At 70.8% G+C, this 24,128-nt stretch carries 24 protein-coding genes and 1 tRNA gene; 18 read left to right on the top strand and 7 right to left on the bottom strand.

Features of this window, described 5'->3' with window-relative positions:
- Positions 1-205 precede the first annotated feature (205 nt).
- From K4L06_RS02490 to K4L06_RS02455, 8 genes are all read left to right on the top strand, one after another.
- Positions 206-385 (top strand): hypothetical protein, encoded by a 180-nt coding sequence (locus K4L06_RS02490; protein WP_221669890.1) that lies wholly within the window; start codon positions 206-208, stop codon positions 383-385.
- 250 nt (positions 386-635) lie between these two features.
- The gene (locus K4L06_RS02485; protein ID WP_221669889.1) at positions 636-1,310 is read left to right on the top strand and encodes a response regulator transcription factor; all 675 of its coding nucleotides are present in this window, start codon (positions 636-638) and stop codon (positions 1,308-1,310) included.
- Entirely contained in the window at positions 1,307-2,665 is a 1,359-nt protein-coding gene (locus K4L06_RS02480; RefSeq protein ID WP_221669888.1) for a HAMP domain-containing sensor histidine kinase, read from the top strand. Before K4L06_RS02485 ends, K4L06_RS02480 begins: the two co-directional genes overlap by 4 nt.
- 462 nt (positions 2,666-3,127) lie before the next feature.
- Positions 3,128-3,709 carry an aminodeoxychorismate/anthranilate synthase component II gene (locus K4L06_RS02475; protein WP_221669887.1) on the top strand — a complete coding sequence of 194 codons (582 nt, stop codon included), beginning with the start codon at positions 3,128-3,130 and terminating at the stop codon, positions 3,707-3,709.
- A 120-nt stretch (positions 3,710-3,829) separates the two neighbouring features.
- Positions 3,830-4,864 (top strand): anthranilate phosphoribosyltransferase, encoded by a 1,035-nt coding sequence (gene trpD / locus K4L06_RS02470; RefSeq protein ID WP_221669886.1) that lies wholly within the window; start codon positions 3,830-3,832, stop codon positions 4,862-4,864.
- A gap of 215 nt (positions 4,865-5,079) precedes the next feature.
- Entirely contained in the window at positions 5,080-5,421 is a 342-nt protein-coding gene (locus tag K4L06_RS02465; protein WP_221669885.1) for an antibiotic biosynthesis monooxygenase, read from the top strand.
- The gene (gene trpC / locus K4L06_RS02460; protein ID WP_221669884.1) at positions 5,418-6,212 is read left to right on the top strand and encodes an indole-3-glycerol phosphate synthase TrpC; all 795 of its coding nucleotides are present in this window, start codon (positions 5,418-5,420) and stop codon (positions 6,210-6,212) included. The genes K4L06_RS02465 and trpC overlap by 4 nt, the downstream gene beginning before the upstream one ends.
- Positions 6,209-6,955 carry a haloacid dehalogenase-like hydrolase gene (locus tag K4L06_RS02455; protein ID WP_221669883.1) on the top strand — a complete coding sequence of 249 codons (747 nt, stop codon included), beginning with the start codon at positions 6,209-6,211 and terminating at the stop codon, positions 6,953-6,955. The genes trpC and K4L06_RS02455 overlap by 4 nt, the downstream gene beginning before the upstream one ends.
- Before the next feature lie 160 nt (positions 6,956-7,115).
- Here K4L06_RS02455 and K4L06_RS02450 read toward each other — a convergent pair whose 3' ends face one another.
- On the bottom strand, positions 7,116-7,577 hold the full coding sequence (locus K4L06_RS02450) for a global regulator CLP-associated N-acetyltransferase (protein WP_221669882.1): 462 nt from the start codon (positions 7,575-7,577) through the stop codon (positions 7,116-7,118).
- A gap of 6 nt (positions 7,578-7,583) precedes the next feature.
- A complete protein-coding gene (crp, locus tag K4L06_RS02445) occupies positions 7,584-8,249 on the bottom strand; it encodes a cAMP-activated global transcriptional regulator CRP (protein WP_255594942.1) in 666 nt (221 codons plus the stop codon).
- 239 nt (positions 8,250-8,488) lie between these two features.
- Between crp and speD the strand changes: the two genes are divergently transcribed.
- A complete protein-coding gene (speD, locus tag K4L06_RS02440) occupies positions 8,489-9,283 on the top strand; it encodes an adenosylmethionine decarboxylase (protein WP_064747203.1) in 795 nt (264 codons plus the stop codon).
- Positions 9,284-9,486: 203 nt separating this feature from the next.
- Here the strand turns inward: speD and coq7 are convergent, their stop codons facing one another.
- Together coq7 and K4L06_RS02430 are read right to left on the bottom strand one after the other, a co-directional pair.
- Positions 9,487-10,128: a 2-polyprenyl-3-methyl-6-methoxy-1,4-benzoquinone monooxygenase gene (gene coq7, locus K4L06_RS02435; RefSeq protein WP_221669880.1), complete on the bottom strand. Its 642-nt coding sequence runs from the start codon at positions 10,126-10,128 to the stop codon at positions 9,487-9,489.
- Positions 10,129-10,482: 354 nt separating this feature from the next.
- The gene (locus K4L06_RS02430; protein ID WP_221669879.1) at positions 10,483-11,637 is read right to left on the bottom strand and encodes a (Fe-S)-binding protein; all 1,155 of its coding nucleotides are present in this window, start codon (positions 11,635-11,637) and stop codon (positions 10,483-10,485) included.
- A gap of 168 nt (positions 11,638-11,805) precedes the next feature.
- Between K4L06_RS02430 and rplM the strand changes: the two genes are divergently transcribed.
- The 3 genes from rplM (at position 11,806) to K4L06_RS02415 (ending at position 12,789) form a co-directional block, all read left to right on the top strand.
- Complete coding sequence (rplM, locus tag K4L06_RS02425) at positions 11,806-12,234, top strand: 50S ribosomal protein L13 (protein WP_064749136.1); 429 nt, start codon at positions 11,806-11,808, stop codon at positions 12,232-12,234.
- A 15-nt stretch (positions 12,235-12,249) separates the two neighbouring features.
- On the top strand, positions 12,250-12,642 hold the full coding sequence (rpsI, locus tag K4L06_RS02420) for a 30S ribosomal protein S9 (protein WP_221669878.1): 393 nt from the start codon (positions 12,250-12,252) through the stop codon (positions 12,640-12,642).
- 72 nt (positions 12,643-12,714) lie between these two features.
- Positions 12,715-12,789 (top strand) — tRNA-Gln (locus K4L06_RS02415).
- Between the two features lie 178 nt (positions 12,790-12,967).
- Here K4L06_RS02415 and K4L06_RS02410 read toward each other — a convergent pair.
- Positions 12,968-13,447 carry a GNAT family N-acetyltransferase gene (locus tag K4L06_RS02410; protein WP_221669877.1) on the bottom strand — a complete coding sequence of 160 codons (480 nt, stop codon included), beginning with the start codon at positions 13,445-13,447 and terminating at the stop codon, positions 12,968-12,970.
- A gap of 243 nt (positions 13,448-13,690) precedes the next feature.
- On the opposite strand from K4L06_RS02410, the gene K4L06_RS02405 reads away from it, so the two are divergent.
- The gene (locus K4L06_RS02405; RefSeq protein WP_221669876.1) at positions 13,691-14,242 is read left to right on the top strand and encodes an ECF-type sigma factor; all 552 of its coding nucleotides are present in this window, start codon (positions 13,691-13,693) and stop codon (positions 14,240-14,242) included.
- Between the two features lie 29 nt (positions 14,243-14,271).
- Positions 14,272-17,091 (top strand): tetratricopeptide repeat protein, encoded by a 2,820-nt coding sequence (locus K4L06_RS02400; RefSeq protein WP_221669875.1) that lies wholly within the window; start codon positions 14,272-14,274, stop codon positions 17,089-17,091.
- A 125-nt stretch (positions 17,092-17,216) separates the two neighbouring features.
- On the opposite strand, the gene K4L06_RS02395 is transcribed toward K4L06_RS02400, so the two are convergent.
- Positions 17,217-19,193 carry a M23 family metallopeptidase gene (locus tag K4L06_RS02395; protein ID WP_221669874.1) on the bottom strand — a complete coding sequence of 659 codons (1,977 nt, stop codon included), beginning with the start codon at positions 19,191-19,193 and terminating at the stop codon, positions 17,217-17,219.
- A gap of 373 nt (positions 19,194-19,566) precedes the next feature.
- Between K4L06_RS02395 and K4L06_RS02390 the strand changes: the two genes are divergently transcribed.
- Both K4L06_RS02390 and maiA read left to right on the top strand, forming a co-directional pair.
- Complete coding sequence (locus tag K4L06_RS02390; protein ID WP_221669873.1) at positions 19,567-20,547, top strand: fumarylacetoacetate hydrolase family protein; 981 nt, start codon at positions 19,567-19,569, stop codon at positions 20,545-20,547.
- Between the two features lie 216 nt (positions 20,548-20,763).
- Positions 20,764-21,423 carry a maleylacetoacetate isomerase gene (gene maiA, locus K4L06_RS02385; RefSeq protein ID WP_221669872.1) on the top strand — a complete coding sequence of 220 codons (660 nt, stop codon included), beginning with the start codon at positions 20,764-20,766 and terminating at the stop codon, positions 21,421-21,423.
- Positions 21,424-21,503: 80 nt separating this feature from the next.
- On the opposite strand, the gene K4L06_RS02380 is transcribed toward maiA, so the two are convergent.
- Positions 21,504-22,619, bottom strand: coding sequence for a PilT/PilU family type 4a pilus ATPase (locus tag K4L06_RS02380; RefSeq protein ID WP_221669871.1), 1,116 nt, complete (start codon positions 22,617-22,619; stop codon positions 21,504-21,506).
- A 96-nt stretch (positions 22,620-22,715) separates the two neighbouring features.
- Here K4L06_RS02380 and K4L06_RS02375 point away from each other — a divergent pair, with 96 nt between their 5' ends.
- Both K4L06_RS02375 and K4L06_RS02370 read left to right on the top strand, forming a co-directional pair.
- Positions 22,716-23,093: a DUF4398 domain-containing protein gene (locus K4L06_RS02375; protein ID WP_221669870.1), complete on the top strand. Its 378-nt coding sequence runs from the start codon at positions 22,716-22,718 to the stop codon at positions 23,091-23,093.
- Complete coding sequence (locus tag K4L06_RS02370; protein WP_221669869.1) at positions 23,090-23,713, top strand: hypothetical protein; 624 nt, start codon at positions 23,090-23,092, stop codon at positions 23,711-23,713. The genes K4L06_RS02375 and K4L06_RS02370 overlap by 4 nt, the downstream gene beginning before the upstream one ends.
- Positions 23,714-24,128: the final 415 nt, after the last annotated feature.

The raw sequence follows: 24,128 nt of genomic DNA, 5'->3' as shown, positions 1-24,128 counted from the left end.
CCGGCGCTCGCGTACATCGCTGCGGCTGTCGCGGCTGACGCCGCTCCTACAAAGAACGCGCGGCGCGGTTCGCAGCGTCGGCGGATTAAAAAAAGTTCATGTGCCCGAAAGCCGCCCGGCAGGGGCGGGGGCGCAATCTGAGCCGGCGATGGGGACTCGCCCCACCGGTCCAGACTCCCAACCCCGAACTGCAAGGAGCTATCCCATGAACGTCCGCAACGCCCTGATCGCCGTCGCCATGACCGCGTTCGCCGGTTCCGCTTTCGCCGCCGCGCCGGCTCCCACCGCCGCCGGCGCCGCGCCGGCCGCGAAGACGGTCAAGCACACCCAGCACAAGGCCAAGAAGGCGGCCAAGCGCGCCGTCGCCGCGCCGGCGTCGAACTGAGCCCGCGCCGGCCGCCACCGGGGCTTGCGGCACGGACTCTTCCCCCGGTCCGCGCCGTGCGCCTTGCGAACGGCGGCCGGCCCTGGCCTCCAGCCCCCGAGCCCCACGCATCGTCGGCGTGGGCCCGATGCCCCGCCGGCCGAGCCGGCGGGGCATCGCCTTTGCGCCGCGGCGGTTTTACGTCGCGGCCGCAAGCCGGCGGCGTATCCTGTCGCCGTCCCCGTTGCGCCGTCGCGAGTCCGGAGTCGGCATGCGCGTCCTGATCGTCGAAGACGACCCCCACACCGCCGGTTTCATCGCCAAGGGGCTGCGCGAGGACGGCCACGCCGTCGACCATGCCGACAACGGCAAGGACGGCCTGTTCCTGGCCACCACCGAGCCCTTCGACGCGATCGTGCTCGACCGCATGCTGCCCGGACTGGACGGCATGACCCTGCTGCAGACCCTGCGCGGCGCCGGCAACCGCGTGCCGGTGCTGTTGTTGACCGCGCTCGGCGACATCGACCAGCGCGTCGAAGGCCTGCGCGCCGGCGCCGACGACTACCTGGTCAAGCCCTTCGCCTATGCCGAACTGTCGGCGCGGCTGGACAGCATCGCCCGCCGCGGCCAGGCCGGCGGCAGCGAGCCGACCCGGCTGCGGGTGGCCGATCTGGAACTGGACCTGCTCAGCCGCGAGGCGCGTCGCGGCGACAAGCGCATCGAGCTGCAGCCGCGCGAATTCCGCCTGCTCGAATACCTGATGCGCCAGGCCGAGCGCGTGGTGACCCGGACCATGCTGCTGGAGGCGGTGTGGGACTACCACTTCGATCCGCAGACCAACGTCATCGACGTGCATATCAGCCGGCTGCGGCAGAAGATCGACCAGGGCTTCGCGCGGCCGCTGCTGCACACCGTGCGCGGCGCCGGCTACCGGCTCGGCGCATGAGCCGTTGGCGGCCGTGGCCGCGTTCGACCAGCGCGCGGCTGGCGTTGGCGGTGACCGCCTCCTTCCTGCTCGCCTTCGTCCTGCTCGGCGCCGGCGTGCATTACGCGGTGTCGGCGCTGCTGACCCAGGACGCGCGCGAACTGGTCCGGGTCGACGCCGCCGGCCTGGTCGAGCTGTACCGCGACGACGGCCGCGCCGCGCTGCTGAGCGAACTGCGCGAGCGCATCGCCAGCGACGAAGACCCCGACGCGGTCTACGCCCTGACCGCGCACGACGGGCGGATGATCGTCGGCGACTATCCGCGCCTGCCGACCCATCGGCGCGGCGCGCGCTGGATCGAGTTCGCCGAGCCGGGCGGCGACGGCAAGCTGCGCGTGGTCGCGCAGCTGCAGCGCCTGCCCGACGGCAGCACCTTGCTGACCGGCACCCGCACCCGCAGCCAGGACCGGTTCTTGGCGCTGATGCTGCGCACCGCGCTGGTGGCGCTGCTGGTCGCGGCCAGCCTGGGCGCGCTGGTCGGCTGGCTGACCTCGCGCTGGGTCTCGCGCCGGCTGCGCCATCTCGACGACACCGCCGAGCGGGTCGGCCGCGGCGAGCTCGCGCTGCGCGCCACGCCGGACGGCAGCGACGACGCTTTCGACCGGCTCGCGCGCCGCTTCAACGCCATGCTCGACCGGATCGAGGAATTGCTCGGCGGCGTGCGCCACGCCACCGACCACATCGCCCACGACCTGCGCACGCCGCTGACCCGGCTGCGCAACCGCCTGGAAGAACTGCGCGCGCGCGCCGAAGGCGATACCGCCGCGCGCCTGGACGCGGCCATCGCCGAGACCGACCAATTGCTGCAGTCGTTCGGCGCGCTGCTGCGGCTGGCGCGGATCGAGGCGCAGCCGCCGGTCCACGACGAGCCGGCGCTGGACCTGGCCGCGCTGGCCGCCGATGCGGTCGAGCTGTACACGCCGATCGCCGCCGAGCGCGGCATCGCGCTGCGCATCGCCGCGACGGCGCAGGCGCGGGTGCGCGGCGACGCCGATCAGTTGTTCCAACTGCTGGTCAACGTGCTCGACAACGCGGTCAAGTACGCGCCGCCGGCGAGCGAGGTCGAGGTCGCGCTGCGCCGCGAGCGCGACGAGATCGTGCTGGAGATCGGCGACCGCGGCCCGGGCATCCCGGCCGCCGACCGCGAGCGGGTGTTCGACCGCTTCCAGCGCCTGGAGGCGCATCGCGGCTCGCCCGGCATCGGCCTGGGCATGAGCCTGGTGCGGGCGATCGCGCACCGCCACGGCGGCCGCATCGCGCTGTTGGATCAGGCGCCGGGGTTGCGGGTGCGGGTGAGTCTGGCGAGCGCGGATTGAGACCGTGCTGCCGCGGTCGGCCCGGTGGGCCCCGTACGGTCGGGCCGGCGCGGGGTGGGCCTCTCGCGCAGACCCGAGCCTAGCGGTTACAGTAGGGCCATGATCGTTCGCGCAATTCCGCAGAAATCCGCAGGGGCCGGCCTGGGCTGGCGATGGTGGCGTGCCGCCTTCGTCCCCGCTTTGCCGCCCTCCGAGGATTCGCTGCGTGACCCCGCCTACGACCCCCGTCCCGCCGGACGCTGATTCCCCCCGCCGCGCCTGCGCGCGCCGCCCCGCCGGTCCCATGCCGGCCGGAGCCTGCATCGCTTCCCGTAAACCCCGTCTCCACCGGCCCTCGCGCCGGCGCGGGCGTGCGCCGGCGTTCGCGCCCGCACGCGGCCGCGTCGCGTCGCAGCCGACGCAACCCGACGCCGGCATCCTGGCCGGCCCGCACCCCGGCAACCTCCGCATTCGAGGCGCGTCATGTCCGTCCTGATGATCGACAACTACGACAGCTTTACCTACAACCTCGTCCAGTACCTGCAGGCGCTGGGCGCGCCGGTGCAGGTGATCCGCAACGACGAGCTGTCGGTGGACGAGATCGAGCGCCTGGCGCCGGAGCGGATCGTGATCTCGCCCGGCCCGTGCACGCCGGACCAGGCCGGGGTATCGCTGGAGGTGATTCGCCGGCTCGGCGCGAGCACCCCGATCCTGGGCGTGTGCCTGGGCCACCAGAGCCTGGGCCAGGCCTACGGCGGCCAGGTGATCCGGGCCAAGCGGATCATGCACGGCAAGACCTCGCCGATCCGGCACCAGGGCCGGGGCGTGTTCGCCGGCCTGCCGGACGGCTACGAGGCGACCCGCTACCACTCGCTGGTGGTCGAGCGCGAAAGCCTGCCGGACTGCCTGGAGGTCACCGCCTGGACCGAATTCGACGACGGCGGCTTCGAGGAGATCATGGGCCTGCGCCACCGCGAGCATCCGGTCGAGGGCGTGCAGTTCCACCCCGAGTCGATCAAGACCGAGCACGGCCACGCCCTGCTGCGCAATTTCCTGCAGCGATGAGCGCGCGGCTGCGGTGTTCGCTGCGCGACCTGCGCCACGGACGCGGCCGGCGGCGATGGCGAGGCTGATCCTGCCCCGCAGCGCCGAGCCCGTCCCGTCTATCCATCAGGCCCCGATCCCATGCCCCTGACCCCGCAAGAAGCCCTGCAGCGCACCATCGAGCACCGCGAAATCTTCCACGACGAAATGGTCGAGCTGATGCGCACGATCATGCGCGGCGAAGTCTCGCCGACCATGACCGCGGCGATCCTGACCGGCTTGCGGGTGAAGAAGGAAACCGTCGGCGAGATCGCCGGCGCGGCCACCGTGCTGCGCGAGTTCGCCCGTCCGGTCGAGGTCGCCGACCGCAGCCACCTGGTCGACATCGTCGGCACCGGCGGCGACGGCGCGCACACCTTCAACATTTCCACCGCCAGCATGTTCGTGGTCGCCGCGGCCGGGGCCAAGGTCGCCAAGCACGGCAACCGCAGCGTCTCGTCCAAGTCCGGCAGCGCCGACGTGCTCGAGGCGTTGGGCGCGGCGATCGAGCTGCAGCCCGAGCAGGTCGGGCAGTGCATCGAGCGCGCCGGGATCGGCTTCATGTTCGCGCCGGTGCACCACCCGGCGATGAAGGTGGTGGCGCCGGTGCGGCGCGAGATGGGCGTGCGCACCTTGTTCAATATTCTCGGCCCGCTGACCAATCCGGCCGGCGCGCCGAGCATCCTGATGGGCGTGTTCCATCCCGACCTGGTCGGCATCCAGGTGCGCGTGCTGCAGGAGATGGGCGCGCAGCGCGCGCTGGTGGTGTGGGGCCGCGACGGCATGGACGAGCTCTCGCTCGGCGCCGGCACCCTGGTCGGCGAACTGCGCGACGGCGAGGTGCGCGAGTACGAAGTGCACCCGGAGGATTTCGGCATCGCCATGGCCGCCAGCCGCAACCTGCGCGTGGCCGACGCGGCCGAGTCCAGGGTGTTGCTGCTGCAGGCGCTGGAGAACCGCGACGGCCTGCCGCGCGAGATCGTCGCGCTGAACTCCGGCGCGGCGCTGTACGCGGCCGGCAAGAGCGAAAGCATCGCCGAAGGCATCGTCCTGGCGCGCCAGGCGATCGCCTCGGGCGCGGCACGGGCCAAGTTGGACGAGTTCGTGGCGCTGACTCGGGAGTTGGCGGGGGCGTGATGGCGGTCGGCCAGAGCAAATCCCCCCTAACCCCCCTTTTGCAAAGGGGGGAACCGTTGCGTCGCAACGGGGGACGAGTCGCGCAAGCGCCGCATCGCGCAAGCGCCGTCTCGCTCAAGTCGCCGCCTTTGCCGTTCCCCCCTTTGCAAAGGGGGGCAGGGGGGATTTGCCCTTGCCCTTGCCTTCGCTTTACCCCTGAACCCCCAGGAGCCAGCATGAGCGCCAGCTTCGCCAAACTGCCCAGCCCGCCGTACTACGCGGTGATCTTCAGCTCGCAACGCAACGGCGAGGACGACCCCGGCTACGGCCAGGCCGCGCAGCGCATGGTCGAACTGGCCGCGCAGCAGCCGGGCTTCCTCGGCGTCGAGTCGGTGCGCGGCGACGACGGCTACGGCATCACCGTAAGCTATTGGGCCGACGAGGCGGCCATCGCGGCCTGGAAGCGCCAGGCCGAGCACGCCGCCACCCGCGCCTACGGGCGCGAGCATTGGTACGACCATTTCGAATTGCGCGTGGCCAAGGTCGAGCGCGCGTACGGGAGCAAGAGCAGGGCATGAGCGACATCCTCAACACCATCCTGGCGCGCAAGCGCGAAGAGATCGAACAGCGCAGCCGGGTGCGTCCGCTGGTCGACGTGCGCGCGCGCGCGCAGGCGATGCAGCTGCCGACCCGCGGCTTCGTCGATGCGATCAAGCGCAAGCACGCCGAAGGCGCGGCCGCGGTGATCGCCGAGGTCAAGAAGGCCAGCCCGTCCAAGGGCCTGATCCGCGCCGACTTCAAGCCTGCGCAGATCGCCCGCAGCTACGAGGCCGGCGGCGCGGCCTGCCTGTCGGTGCTGACCGACGTCGATTTCTTCCAGGGCAGCAACGCCTACCTCGGCGAGGCGCGCGAAGCCTGCGCGCTGCCGGTGCTGCGCAAGGATTTCACCGTCGATCCTTACCAGATCTACGAGGCGCGGCTGATCGGCGCCGACGCGATCCTGCTGATCGTCGCCGCGCTCGAGGACGGGCCGATGATCGAGATGGCCGGGCTGGCGATGGAGCTGGGCATGGACGTGCTGGTGGAAGTGCACGACATCGACGAGCTCGAACGCGCGCTGCAGACCGATTGCGAGCTGATCGGGGTCAACAACCGCAACCTGCGCACCTTCCAGGTCTCGCTCGACACCAGCCTGGAATTGCGCAGCGCGGTGCCGCCGGACCGCACCCTGGTCACCGAAAGCGGCATCGCCACCCCGGCCGACGTCGCGCGCATGCGCGCGGCCGGCATCGAGACGTTCCTGGTCGGCGAAAGCTTCATGCGCGAACGCGACCCGGGCGCGGCGCTGCAGCGGCTGTTCGCGGCGTGAGCGCGGTCCGGCCCGCGCACTTTCCGCCGGTGCGCGAGGGCGCGCCGCTGGTGGTGTTCGACTTCGACCACACCCTCTACGACGGCGATTCCGGCAGTCACCTGTTCGCCTGGCTGATCAAGCGCTCGTGGTGGCGGATGCTGCTGGCGCTGCTGATCGCGCCGGTGGCCGGGCCGATGGTGGCCTGGCTGCCGACCCGGCGGCGCGGCATTTCCGCCTTCGTCTGGATCGGCACGGTCGGCCTGAGCCGGGTGCGCAGCCTGGACGCGATGATCGACCGCTACGTGGCCCTGCACACCGAGCAGATCCGCGCGCGGTTGCTGCCGATCGCCCTGGACGTGCTGCACCGGCACCGGGTGCAGGGCGACCGGGTGGTGGTCGCGACCGGCGCACCGCCGGAGCTGGCGCGGGCGATCCTGGCCTTCGTCGCCCACGAGGACGTGCCGGTGGTCGGGACCCTGGTCGGCCCGCGCCTGGGCGCGCTGGCCGCGCGCCGCCACTGCCATTCGGAAATGAAGATGACCATGCTGCGCGAGGTCGGTTTCGACGCCCCGGTCGAGATCGCTTACTCCGACAGCAGCGCCGACCTGCCGTTGCTGAAGGCGGCGCGCGCGCCGGTGGTGGTCAACCCCAAGGCCGGACGGGTCGAGATGTTCCGCCGGGTGTTGCCGCCGGGCACGCCGATCCTCAATTGGGGCTGCCCCGACCGCGCCGGCGATCCGGCCGGCCCGGTGCAGATCTGAGCCGGACTTAACAAGAAATCGACCGCGCCGGCGCGCGCATGACGGGCGCGGAAAGCCTGTTCAGCTTTCGAGACGGTGCGGACGGGCTTTGCCGGATCGGTCGATCCGCGGGATTTGGAGCGGGGCTGGGGGCGTTTCGATAAACGCCATCTATCGCCGGTCAATCGCCGAGGGTTTTGACGAACTTCACCGAGCCGTCGGCATAGCCGCAACGGCGGTAGAACTCGTGGGCCTCCAGGCGGCCGCTGTTGCTGGTCACTTCGATCCGGCTGACCCCGTCGCGGCGGGCGCGGCGCTCGACCTCGCGCAGCAGCAGCCGGCCGATGCCCTGGCGATAGCAGGAGCGGGCCACCACCAGCGCGGTGATCCGGGTCAGGTCGGCGCCGTGGGTCAGCGAATAGCGGGTGTGGCTGGCGATCAGGCCGCAGGCGTGGCCGTCGAGCTCGGCCAGCAGGAGGTAATGGCGCGGGTCTTCGCGCAGCACGGCGATGCGCTCGGCTGCTTCGTCGCGGGTGCAGGGGTAGCCGAGCTGGCTCAGCAGCTCGGCCACGTCGCTGGCGTCGCCCAGTTCCGCGAGCCGCACCCGGGGTGCGGTCTCGGCGGACGATGCGACTCGTCCCATCGGGACTTAGCGGGTCCCGTACAGGACGACGGTCTTGCCGCGGGCGTGGAGCTTGCCGTCGGCCTGCAGCTTCTTCAGCACGCGGCCGGCCATTTCGCGCGAGCAGCCGACCAGACGCGACAGCTCCTGGCGGGACACGCGCAACTGGGTGCCCTGCGGGTGGCTCATGGCCTCGGGTTCCTTGGCCAGGTCGTGCAGGGCGCGCACGATGCGGTCGGTCACGTCGAGGAAGGCCAGGCGGCCGGCCTTGCGGCTGGTATCGAGCAGGCGCCGGGAAATCTGCGCGCCGATCGCGTACAGCAGCTTGGGCGCGTCCAGCGACAGCCGGGTCAGCAGCAGGTCGTAGAGGCGCTCGTGGCCGATCTCGGCGAGCTCGCAGGTGCTGCGGGTCCGCAGGATCACCTCGCGATGGTCGCTCTCGATGAACAGGCCGAGTTCGCCCACGAATTCGCCCTGGCCGAAATAGCCCAGGACCAGTTCGCGGCCGTCCTCTTCTTCGGTGATGATGCTGACCGAGCCGGAGACGACGTAATAGAGGGTGCTGGCCGGGTCGCCGGGGCGGAACACGTCCGTACGGGACGGGTAGCGGCAGCGATGGCAGTGGGCCAGGAAACGTTCGATCGTTGCGCCGTCAGGCAACAACGGGCTGTTGGTTCGGCGCAGTGCGGTCAAGGGAGCTACCGGGTTGGCGGACATTGGGAATGGGCTTCGTCTGTCGGCCGAGCTTAGGGCGATCCGGCCGCTGGGGCAAATCCTGCCCCTGAAAATCCCGGTCCGATAGAGAGCGATGATGGAAGCGCAGAAGCGGTCACGCTTTTGTAATCGACCGCGCCCAAAAACGCGGTGCGTTTCCCCCCGAGGCCAATTGCCTCATAATCGCGGCCCTCGCCGTCCGTCCGGATCCTCCTACAGTGGTCAAGCCGTTGCCGCGCCTGCGGTTGCAGGGTTTCAACAACCTCACCAAGGCCCTCTCGTTCAATATCTACGATGTCTGCTTCGCTGCCTCGGAAGACGAGCGCAGGCGCTATATCGAATACATCGACGAGGCGTACAACGCCGACCGCCTCACCCAGATCCTGACGGATGTGGCGGAAATCATCGGCGCGAACATCCTCAACATCGCCCGCCAGGACTACGACCCGCAGGGCGCGTCGGTCACCATCCTCATTTCCGAGGAACCGGTGATCGACAAGAAGGCGGCCGGCAAGGAGATCATCTCCGACGCCGTGGTCGCGCACATGGACAAGTCGCACATCACCGTGCACACCTATCCGGAAACCCATCCGGACAGCGGCATCGCGACTTTCCGCGCCGACATCGACGTCGCCACCTGCGGGGTGATTTCGCCGCTGAAGGCGCTGAATTACCTGATCGAGAGCTTCGAATCCGACATCGTGGTGATGGATTACCGGGTGCGCGGTTTCACCCGCGACATCAAGGGCAAGAAGCACTACATCGATCACAAGATCAATTCGATTCAGGATTATCTGGCCAAGAACATCAAGTCGCGCTACGAAATGCTCGACGTGAACGTCTATCAGGAAAACATCTTCCACACCAAGATGCACCTGAAGGAGTTCGACCTCGACACCTACCTGTTCGAGGAAAAGGCCAAGAACCTGTCGTTCAAGGAACGGATGAAGATCGAGGCGCGCCTGCGCCGCGAGATCGAAGAGCTCTACCACGGCCGCAACCTGGCCGACTGAGCCGGTTGCTGCGCCGCAACGCCGAAGCCCGCCGAAAGGCGGGCTTCGCGTTTGTGGGGGCGGCGGCTGGGGAGGTGGGGCGAAAAGCAAATCCCCCCTGGCCCCCCTTTTTCAAAGGGGGGAAGGCTCCGGGTGGGGGCGAAGCTTTCGGGTGGGGCGAGGCTTAGGCCAATCCCGAATCCCCGATCCCGAATCCCGGCCGTTCAGATCTTGTAAGCGACCGTCTTCATCAGCTTCGACGCCGCCGCCATCAGCGCCGGCACCGGCATCGGCAGGATGCGCGCGCCGGCGGCTTCGGCGTTCTCGGCATGGCGGGCCTCGTCGGCCTTCATGGTGCGCAGGATCGCCCGGCTGCGCTGGTCGGCTTCGGGCAGCGATTGCAGGTGTTCGTCGATGTGGGCCTCGACCTGGCGCTCGGTCTCGACCACGAAGCCGAGGTTCCAGCCGTCGCCGCGCAGGCCGGCGAGGGCGCCGATGGCGAAGCTGCCGGCATACCACAGCGGGTTGAGCAGGCTGGGGCGGCTGTCGAGCTCGCGCAGGCGGTCGGCGCACCAGGCCAGGTGATCGGTTTCTTCCTGCGCGGCGTGCAGCAGGTGCTCGCGGGTGGCCTCGTCGCGGGCGACCGCGGCCTGGCCGCAGTACAGCGCCTGGGCGCAGACCTCGCCGACGTGGTTGATCCGCATCAGCCCGGCCGAATGGCGGCGCTCGTCCGCTTCCAGCACCAGCTCGGCGGTGCTGCCGGCGGGGTTGGGGCGCTCGGCCGCGGGTGCGCCGAACACGGTGTCCAGGGCGCGCTGCGCTTCGGCCAGCGCGCGGTCCAGGGGGCTGAGGCTGCGAGTCGTCATGGGCCGATTCTACGGCGCGCGCGGAAGGGTTGCGGGCCAGACGGGTGGACAAATCGTCCGGGGCGCGGGGGCGGTCCGGTGGTTGTTCCGGCGCAGCGGCTATTCGAAGCGCTGCTCCGGTGAAGTCCTGGGTAGTGGCCGCGCCGAAATGAGGCGGAGCCCGCCTGCACGGGAACGACGGCGGGAGAAGGTTTCGGCGCGCGCTCCCCAGCCGTCATCCCCGCGAAAGCGGGGATCCAGAGACTTCAGCGCCCTGCCTCGGTGAGGCCCTGGGTGGTCGGCTACGCCGAAGTGAAGCGAAGCCGCCTTCGCGGGCGCGGCGGGGGATGGATCGGGCAGCGGCGGGAGCGGCGGCTACGCCGGCCGCTCCTCGTCCAGATGCTCCGCCAAAAACTCCAGCGGATGCCGCACCGGCAACGCGGTGCCGCCGGCCAGGTGCAGGCGGCAGCCGATATTGGCGCTGAGCAAGACCGTCGCGCCGCTGCTCGCGAACTGTTCCAGCAGCGGCGCGCGGAAGTCGGCGGCGCGCGCCGGGTCGGTCAACATCTGGCTGCCGGAGGCGCCGCAGCAGCCGTAGCCGGCGTCGAGTTCGACCACCTGCAGTTGCGGCACCCGCGCCAGCAGGCGGCGCAGCGCCGGCGCCGAACGCGACAGGTTGCGCTGGCTGCAGGGCAGGTGCAGGGCCACGCGCTGCGCGGTGGGGCGGAAGCGCAGGCGCTCGCCGCGCTCGGCCAGCACCTCCAGCGCGTCGCGGACGCCGGCCACCGATCGCGCCACCGATTCGTGGCAGCCGCTGGCCAGGGTCAGCACGGTGGCGTGGCCGGCGAAGGCGGCGCGATTGGCCGCGGCCAGCGCGGCCGCCCCGGCCGGGTCGCCGGCATGGGCGTGCAGGGCGCCGCAGCAGCCCTGGCCGGCGGGCGTGTCCAGGGCCAGGCCCGCGGCCCCCGCCAGGCGCGCCAGGGCCTCGCGCAGCGGCCGCTCGTAGGCCCCTGCGACGCAGCCCACGAACACCGCGGCGCGGGCCTCGGGCACCCGCGCAGGTGCGCCGGGCGCGGTCCTCGGCCGTGCCGGCGGCTGCGGTAGCGGCCGCCAGGCGACCGGCAGGGCGGGGTGCGCCAGGCGATACAGGCCCAGGGCGGCGCCGAGCAGGCGCGGCCGCCGCGCCAAAGCCTCGATCAGGCGCTGCCGCCACGGCGGCGGCCGGCGTTGGCGCTGGCGGCTGCGCGCGGCAACCAGCAGGGCGCCGTAGTCGACCCCGGCCGGACACACCGCCTCGCAGCTGCGGCAGCCCAGGCAGTGGTCCAGGTGGGTGTCGGCGACCCCGGTCGGGGGTATGGTGGCCAGGGCCAAGGCCCGCGCCAGGGCGATCCGGCCGCGCGGGGACTCGGCCTCGAGCCGGTCGCGGCCGTAGGTCGGGCAGGCCGGCAGGCACAGCCCGCACTGCACGCAGCGGTCGGCCAGGGCGACCAGCGGCAACGGGTCCGGGGTCGGCGGGCGGGCGGCGGGCATCGGCGAATGCTAGCACCGGGCCGGGCCGACTTGCGGCGGCGGGGCGGGACCGCTATGATCTCGCCTCTTTCGCTCCACCTTTCCAACGCGAGGCGAAATTCCGCCCGCCCAGGCCACGCGGCCGGCGTCCGGAATCAGCCCGACCAGTCACCCACAGCAGAATTCTCAATGAAGACTTTTACCGCCAAGAACGAGACCGTCCAGCGCGACTGGTACGTCGTCGACGCGTCGGGCAAGACGCTCGGCCGCTTGTGCTCGGAACTCGCGCGCCGCCTGCGCGGCAAGCACAAGCCTGTCTACACCCCGCACGTGGATACCGGCGATTACCTGGTGGTGATCAACGCCGAGAAGATCGCGGTCACCGGCAACAAGCTGCAGGACAAGATGTACCACCGGTTCACCGGTTACATCGGCAACCTGAAGAGCGAAACCCTGGGCCAGGCGCTGGAGCGCCACCCGGAGCGCGTGATCGAGATCGGCGTGAAGGGCATGCTGCCGAAGAACCCGCTGGGCCGCGCCATGTATCGCAAGCTCAAGGTCTACAAGGGCTCCGAGCATCCGCACGCCGCCCAGCAGCCGCAGCCGTTGGACATCTAAGGTAAAGATACGAACATGGCTATCCAGCAGAACTACGGCACCGGCCGCCGCAAGTCCTCCACCGCTCGCGTGTTCCTGCGCAAGGGCGAGGGCAAGATCACCATCAACCAGCGTTCGATCGAAGACTTCTTCGGCCGCGAGACCGCGCGCATGATCGTGCGCCAGCCGCTCGAGCTGACCCAGTCGACCGACAAGTTCGACGTCACCGTCACCGTCGCCGGCGGCGGCATCACCGGCCAGGCCGGTGCGATCCGCCTGGGCATCGCCCGCGCGCTGGTCGAGTACGACGAAACCCTGAAGTCCGAGCTGCGCAAGGCCGGCTTCATGACCCGCGACGCCCGCGAAGTCGAGCGTAAGAAGGTCGGTCTGCACAAGGCGCGTCGCGCCACCCAGTTCTCGAAGCGCTAATCTTCGATTACTGCCGAATTCGCGGCTTCAAGCTTTTGCAGTCGCGAATTTTTGCGCTAGAATCCGTTTTATAGCCCCGTCGCCAAGCGGTAAGGCATCTGACTCTGACTCAGACATTCGGTGGTTCGAATCCATCCGGGGCTGCCAAACAAAAGCCGGTCGCGCGCAGCGCAGCGTAGCCGCAACGAAGAACCCGCCTCACGGCGGGTTTTTTGTTGGCCGAAGGTTTTTCTGAACGCGGCGCCGGCACGGCGGGGGATTCCGGTCCGCAGTTCCGATCGCAGTTCCGATCGCAGGTCCGCCAGCCCCGCGGCGGGCCCGCGCCTCAGCCCAGCGGCCGGATCAGGCTGATCTCGTCGCGCAGCGGAATGCCGTGGCGGCCGAGCAGCGGGATCGCCGGGTCGGCTTCGCGCTCGCGATCGATCGCTCCCGGCGCCAGCCGGTGCAGGCGGAAACCGCGGCGCTGGTAGAAGCGCAGCGCGTCGAGGTTGTCGTTGGTGGTGCGGGCCAGCAACCGGCCCAGGCCGAGCGCGCGGGCGCGTTGCGCGGCCAGCTCGACCAGCGCGGTGCCGAGGCCGGACTGGGGCCGCACGGCGTCGAGGGTGACGATTTCGCTGTGCCCGGCTTCGTCGAGCAGGGTCGCCAGCGCGGCGACGCCGTTGCCGTCGAGGCCGATGTAGCCGGGCAGGGCCGCGGCGTCGATAGCGCGGCCGTCGAGCATGACCGTGGCGCTGCCCCAGCGCAGGGCGAGGAAGCGCCGGACCAGGTCGCGGTCGGCGGGGGCGAGCGGGCGCAGTTCGGTCATGGCGTGGTTCGTCGGGTCGGTTCGAGCGGACGGCCCGCGCCGTCGAGGCGGCATCGGAGCCAGCCGGAGACTGTAAACGCTGCGCCGCCGGCGGACGACGCGCGATGCGGCGGTTGCCGCGCGCCGCCGCCGCGCGACGGCGGATGCGAAATCGTGGCGCCGGTCGCGTCGGCGCGCAGGCCGACTGGGCGATGCTCGGTGCGCGTCCGTCTCGGGCGCGGGGAACGGCGTCGGGGGACGCGGATGGGCGAGGATCTGACCGGTTTGCTGCACGGCTGGCGCGCGGGCGATGCGGTCGCGCGCGATCGCCTGTTCGTGCAGGTCTACGACACCCTGCGCGGAATGGCCGCGGCGCGGCTGCGCGCGCGCGGCGGCGGGCGCACGCTGCAGGTCACCTCGTTGGTCAACGAAGCCCTGATGCGGCTGCTCGGCGGCGAGATCGACTGGCAGGACCGCGCGCATTTCTTCGCCCTGGCCGCATTGAAGATGCGTTCGGTGCTGGTCGACGAAGCGCGCGCGCGCGCCGCCGACAAGCGCGGCGCCGACCCGCTGATGCTGACCCTGTCGCACGCCGACCTCGACGGCGGCGCCACCGCCGGGCTGGACGTGCTGGCCTTGCACGAGGCGCTGCAACGTTTGTCCGAACACGATCCGCGCGCGGCGCGCGCGGTGGAGATGGCCTACTTCGGCGGCATGGCCCAGGGCGAGATCGCCTGCGTGCTGGAGGTTTCGCTGCCCACGGTCGAGCGCGACCTGCGCTTCGCCCGCGCCTGGTTGAGCCGGCAACTGAGCTGAGCGGCCGCGCGCGCGGCGCAGGAGAGTGCATGCAGACGGAGCGTTGGCGGGAGTTGCGGCGTTTGTTCGACGCGGCCTGCGACCTGCCGCCGCAGCGTTGGCGCGAGACGCTGGCCGGGTTGAGCGAGGATCCGGCCTTGATCGACGAGGCGCTGCAACTGCTCGGCGCGCAGACCGACGAACTGGGCGCGGTGGCGCGGCCGCTGGAAGCGTTGTTGGCCGCCGGCGGCGACGCGACGGAGCAGGACGGAGCGCCCGAGCCGCGCGCCGGAGACCGGCTCGGCGCCTGGCTGCTGGTCGAACGCGTCGCCAGCGGCGGCATGGGCACGGTGTTCGTGGCCGAACGCGCCGACGGCCTGTTCCGCCAGCAAGCCGCGATCAAGCTGCTGCGCGGCGACGGCCGCTACCGGATCGGGATCGATCGCGACGAATTCGCCCGCCGCCTGGCCGCGGAGCGGCAGCTGCTGGCCGAACTGCAGCATCCCAACATCGCCCGACTCTACGACGGCGGCACCACGCCCTGCGGCCAGCCGTACCTGGTCATGGAGTACGTGCAGGGCGAGCCGCTGGACGACTACTGCGAACGCTGCCGGCCCGGCCTCGAGCAACGCCTGCGCCTGTTCGAGCGCATCTGCGGCGCGGTGCAAAGCGCGCACCAACGCCTGATCGTGCACTGCGACCTGAAGCCGGCCAACGTGCTGGTGGCCGAGGACGGCGAGCCGGTGCTGCTGGATTTCGGCATCGCCCAGGCGCTGGATCGGCAGCAGGGCGATCCGGAGCAGGGCAATGCGTTCTGCACGCCGGCTTATGCCAGCCCGGAACTGCTCGGCGGCGCGCGGGGCAGCGTGGTCAGCGACGTGTTCGCGCTCGGCGTGCTGCTGACCGAACTGTTGGCCTGCCGCACGCTCGGCCGCGGCGTCGGCGACCGCGAGCGGGCGGTGCCGGCGCCGAGCGCGCTGGCTTCGCCGCAGTGCCCGTGGCGTGGCAAGTTGCGCGGCGATCTCGACGCCATCGCCCAGCGCGCCTGTGCGCTGGACCCGCGCTTGCGCTACTCCTCGGTCGAAGCGCTGGCCCAGGATCTCCTGCGCCACCAGCGCCGGCGCCCGGTGTCGGCGCGCGCGCCGAGTTGGCGCTATAGCTTTAGCCGGTACCTGCGCCGGCACTGGCGCGAAGCCACGGCGACCGCGGCCGTGCTGGCGCTGGCGGCCGGTTTCGTCTGGCAGGTCAGCGCCGAGCGCGCGCGCGCCGAACGCGAAGCGGCGGTGGCCGAACAGGTCGGCGAATTCCTGGTCTCGGCGTTCGACGCCGCCGACCCGAGCATGCGTGGCGCGCGTGCGCGCCAGGACGTCAGCGCGCGCCAGGTGCTCGACGCCTCGGCCGCGCGCATCGAGCACGGCCTGGACGAGACCCCGGCGATCCGCGCCCGCCTGCGCGCGGTGCTGGGCCGCGCCTACCGCAATCTGGGCCAGCCGCAGCGTGCGGAAGCCCTGCTCGATCGCGCCGCGCGCGAGTTCCTCGACCCGGCGGTGGCGCAGCCCGAGCGCGCGGCGCAGGCCCTGCTGGACCTGTCGCGTTCGCTCAGCGAGCGCCAGTACGGCGCCCAGGCGGTGGCGGCCGCGCAGCGCGCGCTGGCGCTGCGCCAGGGCCAGGCCGACGCGCGCGGGCTGGCCGAGGCTTACGACGCGCTCGGCCTGGCCCGCGTCGCCGACAGCCGCTACGACCTGGCCGCGGCCGCGTTCGCGCAATCGCAGGCGTTGCGGCGCAGGCACGCGATACGGGAGTCGCCGCAGGAGCGCGCGGCGATGCTGGGCAATCTCGGCCAGTTGTACCGCCGCCGCGGCGAACTCGGGCGCGCCGAGGCCGCGTTCCGCGAAGCCCTGGATCTGGCCCGCGCCGGCGGCGCGCACAGCGTCGCCGCTCAGGTGCAGCAGTTCTACCTGGCGAAGGTGCTGTTCGGCCAGGGCCGGCTCGCCGAGACCCGGCGCGAACTGGCCGACAACCTCGGCCTGGCGCGAGACCTGTACGGCGAGCAGAGCGACATGGTCGCCAACATCCACGTCGACATCGCCGACGCCGCCCAGGACATGGGCGATTACCGCATCGCCGGCGATCATTACCGCGTCGCGCTGGCGATCATGGCGAAGGTGGCCGGCGCGCGCAGCCTGGACTATGCGCGGGTGCTGCACAATACCGCCACGCTCGCCGACGAGCGCGGCGACGTCGGCGAAGCCGAACGGCTGTGGCGCGAGGCGCTGTCGATCCGGCGCGAGCACCTGGATCCTCGGGAGCGGCGCGTGTTGCGGGTGGAAAGCTATCTGGGCCGGTTGCTCGCGCGCGCCGGCCGCGGCGAGGAGGCGCGGCCGCTGGTCGAGCGCGCGTTCGCGCTGTGGCGCGAGCGCTACGCCGACGATCGGGTCGGGGTGCTGATCGCCGACCTGGTCCGGATCGAATGGCTGCTCAGCAGCGGCCGCCTCGACGAAGCGGCGACCGGATTGGATGCGATCGACCTCGGCCGCGGCGAATACAACGATCTCCTGCTGGCGCGGATCCCGGCGCTGCGCGCGGAGCTGGCGCAACGCCGCGGCGAGCGCGAACGCGCGGTGTCCGGCTGGGCGCAGGTGGTGGCCGATAGCGCGCGGAACCACGGCGAGGCGCAGATCCTCACCGCCAAGGCGCGGGTTCCGTACGCCGAATCGCTGCTGGCGCGCGGCGATCGCGCGGCGGCGTTGGCGCAGTTCGATGCCGCCGCGCCGGTGCTGCGCAAGGAACTGCACCGCGACGCGCCATTGCTGCGGCGGGTCGATGCGCTGGAGCGCGCGGTAAAGGCCGCAGGCCTCGCCGCGCGCTGAGTCGGTCCGGCAGCGACGCGCGCCGGCCGGGCCGACGCATCGTGCCGGCTGCGCATGCGCCGTCGCCGAAACGACGAAACGCCGCCCTCGCGGGCGGCGTTTCGCGTTGACGCATCGATCCGGGCTTACTCGATCGCCTGCACGTCCACCAGGCGCAGGTTCTGGGTCGCGTACTTCTCCGACGACTGGAACAGCCCCTGCCAGCCCTTGACCGCTTCCAGCGCGCTGACGCCGCCGCCGGCGCGGTACACGCCGACGTAGTTGCGCACCCCGGCTTCGACGAAGCTGTCGACGTCGATCAGGCGCTGGCCGGCGGCGGACAGCTCCTTCCACTTGGCGACGAACTCGCTCCAGGACGCCGAGCGCGCCAGCTCGGTGTTGTCGCTGCCGGCCCGGTACACGCCGACATACTGGCGCTGGCCGTTGCCGAGGTCGAAGCTTTCCATGTCGATCAGGCGCAGGCCCAGGCCTTCGGCGATCTCGCGCTGGTTGGCGAAGGCGCTGTAGCCGGTGTGGCTCCACAGCCCGGCGTGGTCGGTGCCCGGACGGAACACGCCGACGTAGTGGCGTTCGCTGCCGCTGAGGTAGGTGGTCAGGTCGACCAGGCGCTGGCCGTCGTCGCTGAGCTCCTTCCACACCGCGGTGAACTGCTCCCAGCTGGGCGCGTTGTACAGCGCGCCGCCGCCGCTGGCGCGCTTGAACACGCCGACGAAGTGGCGGTCGCCGTTCTCGAGGTAGGTGTCGATGTTCTCCAGGCGGAAGCCGTCGCCGACCAGTTCGTTGCGCTTGGCGACGAAGCTGCTCCAGCCGGGCTTGTTGATCCGGATCTCGATCGCGTTGCTCGGGCGCCACACGCCGATGAAGGTCTTCTCATCCTTCTCCGCGGCGTCGAACGGAAATGCGGCGCTGGAGGGATAGATCAGGCTGTAGGGATGCGGCGCGGAGTGGTTGCTCAGTGCGGTCCAGTCGCTGGGGTCCATGCTGCCCAGCCCCGCCATCGTGGTGGCTTCGCCCCGGGTCAGGCTCTGGATCTCGTCGAAGGTCATCGGACGCGGACGCTTGTCGAAGCCGACGCACGCTGTGCCGCTTTCCTTGCTCACGTGCACGTGCAGGTGCGGACCGCTGGAGGCGCCGGTGTAGCCGACCTTGCCCAGGTACTGGCCGCGCTTGACCGTCGCCCCGGGCACCAGCAGTTCGGCCGGGATCGAACCGGGCTGCAGATGCGCGTACAGGGTGATCTCGTTGCCGTTCTTGAGGTTGAGGAAGTTGCCGCCGCTGGAGTATTTGCCGGTGCTCGGCGACACCGGCGCGGGCTCCAGTTCGTCGGACACGCGCGGGAAGTTCTTCCACTCCGGCAAGTCGTTGAGGGCGCTGCACACGGTGCCGTCGGTCATGGCGTACACCGGCAGGCCGTAGGCGCGCTGGCCTTCGGTCTGGGTCGAGGTAGCGCCCGGGCGCTTGGCGTCCCAGGCGCTGCCGTTCCAGCCGGCGACGCTGGTGTCCAGGCCGAACGCCTGGGTGTTGCCGAGGTGGTTGCTGGAGGTCTGCCAGGCTTCGTTCGGGCGCAGGTCGTTGGCGCGGGCGGCGTAGTTGAGCGGACCGCCCTGGTTGGTGGTGGTGGCCAGCGGCAGGGTCTTCACCACCGGGTTGGCGTAGCCCTGCAGATAGACCGCGATCTTGACCGAGGCCGGGTAGGGCGCGTTGATCACGATCGGAAACGAGCTCGGTATCTTGGGCGCGGTCTCGTCGGGGTTGTACCAGTTGCAGCGGCAGTTCCAGAACTCGATTTCGGTGCCCGGGGCGATCTCGGCCGGGGTCAGGTAGTTGGAGGCGATCTGGTCCTGGATTTCGACCTTGACGACCTTGAGCGGCATCGTGTCGTTGTTGCGCAGGGTCATGCCCATCGAGATGCGGCCCTGCATGACGCCGCCGACCTTGGCCGGGCCGATCGGTTCGAGCACGACCTTGCCGGACTCGAGCGGGTTGAACACGGTGACGTTCAGGGCCTGGGCCTGGACGCCGCCGGCGGCGCCCAGGGCGAGCAGCAGCGCGGCCGGCAGCGAGCGCAGAGCGAACAGGGAAGCGGAAGACTGCGATTTCATGAGAAGACTCCTTGTCGGTTGGGTTCACGCGGTCGCAGAGGGACGTGCCCTCAACCGCCGCGGCGGACGCGCGGTCCGCCGCATCGGCTGGGCCTGCCCCGGTGGACCCGGGCGTGACCACGCCGCGCTTGATCCAAACAACCGGCGAAAGGGGCGCGGTCCCATCACGGCCCGGCGAACTTTTTTTCGGTTTATCGCAAGTGATTGATTCGAAAAGGACAGCGCCGATGCCCTGCGGCCAGGGCGGCGGCGGCGGGCCCGCCCGGGCGACAATCGCGGCCGGAGCGGGACGGGCGCGACGCCAGCGGAGCGCCCGGCTAATCCGTTACAATTGAAACCAATCGACCCGACTGCACCGAACCTCGAGGCCTGGATGAAACTCGGATCCCTGAAAGAAGGCGGCCGCGACGGCACGCTGATCGTCGTCTCGCGCGACCTGAGCCGCGCCGTGCGCGCCGCCGGCATCGCCGATACCCTGCAGCGCGCGCTGGAGGACTGGTCCAACGCCGCGCCGCGGCTCAATGCGCTGTCCGACCGGCTCAACGCCGGCCAGGCCGAGGGCGCCTTCGAACTGGATCCCGCCGCCTTGGCCGCGCCGTTGCCGCGCGCCTACGAATTCGTCGACGGCAGCGCCTACCTGCCGCACGTCGAGCGCGTGCGCCGCGCGCGCGGCGCCGAGGTGCCGGAAAGCTTCTACGTCGACCCGCTGATGTACCAGGCGGTCAGCGCCGGCTTCTACGGCCCGCGCGACCCGGTGCGGGTGGTCAGCGAGGACTACGGCATCGACCTGGAAGCCGAAGTGGTGATCGTCACCGACGACGTGCCGATGGCGGCGACCGCCGAGCAGGCCGCCGGCCACATCCAGCTGATCGGCCTGGTCAACGACGTCTCGCTGCGCAACCTGATCCCGAACGAACTGGCCAAGGGCTTCGGCTTCCTGCAGTCCAAGCCGCGTTCGGCGCTGAGCCCGGTGTTCGTGACGCCGGACGAGCTCGGCGACGCCTGGCAGGACAGCAAGGTCCACCTGGCTCTGCTGACCCACATCAACGGCGAATGGTTCGGCGCGCCGGAAGCCGGCGTCGACATGCAGTTCAACTTCGCCCAACTGGTGGCGCACGCGGCCAAGACCCGGCCGTTGTCGGCCGGCACCATCGTCGGCTCCGGCACCGTCGCCAACCAGGACACCTCGCTGGGCGCGTCCTGCTTCGCCGAGCGCCGCACCGTCGAGACCCTGGAGCAGGGCAAGCCGGTCACGCCGTTCATGAGCTTCGGCGACACGGTGCGGATCGAAATGCTCGACCGCGCCGGCGCCAGCATCTTCGGCGCGATCGAGCAGCGCATCGAAAAGCCCTGATTCCCCGGCGCCGCGCCGCGAAACGGGCCGCACGCGCGGCCCGTTTTCGTTGGTGCCGCCGGCGCGCTTTCCGCCCACCGCCGTAGCGCCGCCGGCCAAGGTGCGCGACGCCGGCCGCGCCGAAACGGGGCCTGAGTCGCAGGCCGGCGCCGCCGCGACCCCGTGCGCGCCCTTTACTCGTTACTCTTCAACCGTTCCTCAGCCCAGGCAGTCCCGGTGAGCGATCAATTGCGTCTTTATTCGTACTGGCGATCCAGCGCCTCCTACCGCGTCCGCATCGGCCTCAATCTGAAGGGGCTGGACTACGACATCGTCCCGGTGCACCTGGTCCGCGACGGCGGCGAGCAGCACCGGCCCGACTATCGCGCGCTCAACCCGCAGGGCCTGGTGCCGATGCTGGAGCACGGCGGGCGGCACATGAGCCAGTCGCTGGCGATCCTGGAGTACCTCGACGAGGTCTGGCCGCAGGCGCGGCTGTTGCCGCAGGACCCGGGCCAGCGCCAATGGGTGCGTTCGATCGCCCAGACCATCGCCTGCGAGATCCACCCGCTCAACAACCTGCGCGTGCTGCAGTACCTGGACGGCACCTGGAACGTGCCCCAGCCCGAGCGCGACGAGTGGGTCAAGCACTGGATACACGACGGTTTCGCGGTGCTGGAAACCATGCTCGGCGCGCGCCCCGTCGAGACCGCGTTCTGCGCCGGCGACGCGCCCGGCCTGGCCGATTGCTGCCTGGTGCCGCAGATGTACAACGCGCGCCGTTTCGGCGTGGCGCTGGAGCCGTTCCCGACCCTGCAAAGGATCGAGCAGGCCTGCCTGGCGCTGCCGGCGTTCGAGGCCGCGCGCCCGGAAAACCAGCCCGACCGGCCGGCCTGAGCCGGCGCGTTCCGGGCAAAACGAAGCCGGCGGTCTCGCGACCGCCGGCCTGTGGTCCTGCCGCTGCCCGCCGAGGCGGTTCAGTGCGTCGCCGAAGCGTCGTACATGTCGGCGTAGGGGTCGTGCTCGCCGCTGCCGCCTTCGGAGAGGCGGAACTTCAGCGCCAGGCCGTCGCGCGAGTCGGCCGCCTTGAGCGCCTCCTCCATCTCGATCCGGCCTTCCTTGTACAGCCGGAACAGGCACTGGTCGAACGACTCCATGCCGTCTTCCAGCGACTCTTCCATCGCCTGCTTGATCTCGTGCACCTGGCCGCGGCGCATCAGGTCGCGGATGTGCGGGGTGTTGATCAGCACTTCCGCCGCCGGCATGCGGCGCCCGTCGACGCCGACCACCAGGCGCTGCGAGACCACCGCCTTGAGGTTCAGGGCCAGGTTCATCAGCACGTTCTTGTGCGCGGCCTCGGGGAAGAAGTTGAGGATGCGCTCCAGGGTCTGGTCGGCGTTGTTGGAGTGCAGGGTCGCCAGGCACAGGTGGCCGGTTTCGGCGAACGCGATCGCCGCCTCCATGGTGGTGGCGTCGAGGATTTCGCCGATCAGGATCACGTCCGGCGCTTCGCGCATCGCGTTCTTGAGCGCGTTGTGGAAGGCGTGGGTGTCCAGGCCGACCTCGCGCTGATTGACGATCGACTTCTTGTGCTTGTGCAGGTACTCGATCGGATCCTCGATGGTGAGGATGTGGCCGGCGGTGTTGCTGTTGCGGTGGTCGATCATCGAGGCCAGGGTGGTCGACTTGCCCGAACCGGTGGAACCGACGATCAGGACCAGGCCGCGCGGGGCCATGATGATGCTCTTGAGCACCTGCGGCAGCTGCAGCTCCTCGATGCTCGGGATGATGCTGCGGATGGCGCGGATGACCATGCCGACTTCGCCGCGCTGCTTGAACACGTTGATGCGGAAGCGGCCGGCGTCGGGCAGGGCCAGGGCCATGTTGAGCTCCAGGTCGCGCTCGAACTGCGGAACCTGGCCCTCATCCATCAGCGAATAGGCGATCTTCTTGACCATGCCCGCGGGCAGGCCGGTGTTGCCGAGCGGGTACAGACGGCCCTCGACCTTGATGTAGACCGGCGCGCCGGTGGTCAGGAACATGTCCGACGCGTTCTTTTCCGTCATCAGCTTAAGGAAATAGCCGATGTCCATGCATTCTTACCCCTTGTTGACGGCGCGTACCGTTGCAAGCACGCTGCCGGCTTCCGACAATGGCCGCGCGACATCCATTCCGTACGGCGCTCCCCAATGACCGCAAGCTTCGCACACTTTCGTTTGCCGCTGCTGGCCGCAGTTCTCGCTTCGGGGCTGGCCGGCTGCGCCTCCACGCCCCCGCCCACCGGCGAGCTTTCCAGCGCCCGTCAGGCGGTGATGCGCGCCGACGACGCCGACGCCGACCAATACGCCCCGCAGGACCTCAACGCCGCCCGCAGCGCGCTCAGCGCGGCCCAGGCGGCGATGTCCCAGGGCAAGGACGAGGACGCGCGGCGGCTGTCGCTGACCGCGGCGGCCGAGGCCGACCTGGCCTATGCGCGCAGCCGCGAGGCCGTGGTACGGGCCGAATTCGACCAGCGCCAGGCCGAAATCGCCGAATTGCGGCGCCGCCTGCAGGAGGGCAGCCGATGAGCGCGCGCCGTTACGCCCACCGCCTGGGCCTGAGCCTGGCCCTGGCCTGCGCTTGCGGCATCGCCGCCGCGGCCCCGGCCGACGACCCCGAACTGGCCCGCCTGAGCCAGCGCCTGAGCGCGATCGAGGCCCGCCCCGATGCCGCCCAGTTCGGCGCCTACGAGCGCCTGCGCGCCCGCCAGGCCATCGACGCGGTGCGCGAAGCGCGCAGCCGCGACCGCGCCTGGGCGCTGCGGATCGCCGAGCGCCGGGTCGAGACCGCGGAAATCGTGTCCCGCACCCAATTGGCCCAGCGCGAGATCGACCGGCTCGACCGCGAGCGCAGCGAGCTGCTGGTCGAAGCCAGCCGCCGCGACGCCGAGCGCGCCCGCGCCGAGGCCGAGCGGCTGCGGGTGCAGGCGCAGATCCAGGCCGAGGAGGCCGAGCGCCTGCGCCAGGCCGCCGACCAGGAAGCCCTGGCCCGGCAGGAGGCCGAAGGCCTGCTGGACAACGTCGCCAGCCAGCAGGCGGCCAAGCTCAAGGCCGCGCGCGAGCGCGACGCCGAGTTGGCGCGGCAGGAGGCCGAACTGCTCGGCCAGACCGCGCCGACGCCCAAGCCCAAGCCGAAAAAGAAGAAGTAAGCCCGGCGCCGTCCGGCGGACGGCGCGGCCGCTCCCGACGAACGGCCGGGCCCGCCGGGCCTGGGCCGCGGTGCCCGGCCCGGCTCGCTTCCGGATCGGGCCGGGTCGGTCAAATCTTCGTCAAAACAATGGCCTGGCCGGATTCGGCAAAGCCCACGGCCGATCCTGGCTGGACCCTGAAAACGGTTGCAGCCGGCCTTGCCGGATGCCGGGGACAGGAGTAGGGTCGAATGACCAAGCGGTTCCGCAGCCGCTTGGCGAGAGCCAGGCCGATGACCGATACGCCCCTGACGCAGGATCCCGCCGCCGCGCATTCGCTGGCGGCCGGACGGCGTGAACCCGGCGCCGCGTCCCGCCTGACCCACCTTGCGCTCCCCCGCGACGCCCTGGTCTCACGGCCGGGGCGTTTGCATTA

The organism is Lysobacter sp. BMK333-48F3, from assembly GCF_019733395.1.
GTDB lineage: Bacteria > Pseudomonadota > Gammaproteobacteria > Xanthomonadales > Xanthomonadaceae > Lysobacter.
Note: the sequence above shows the minus strand (reverse complement) of the source record. Positions and strands in the feature narration are given on the sequence as shown.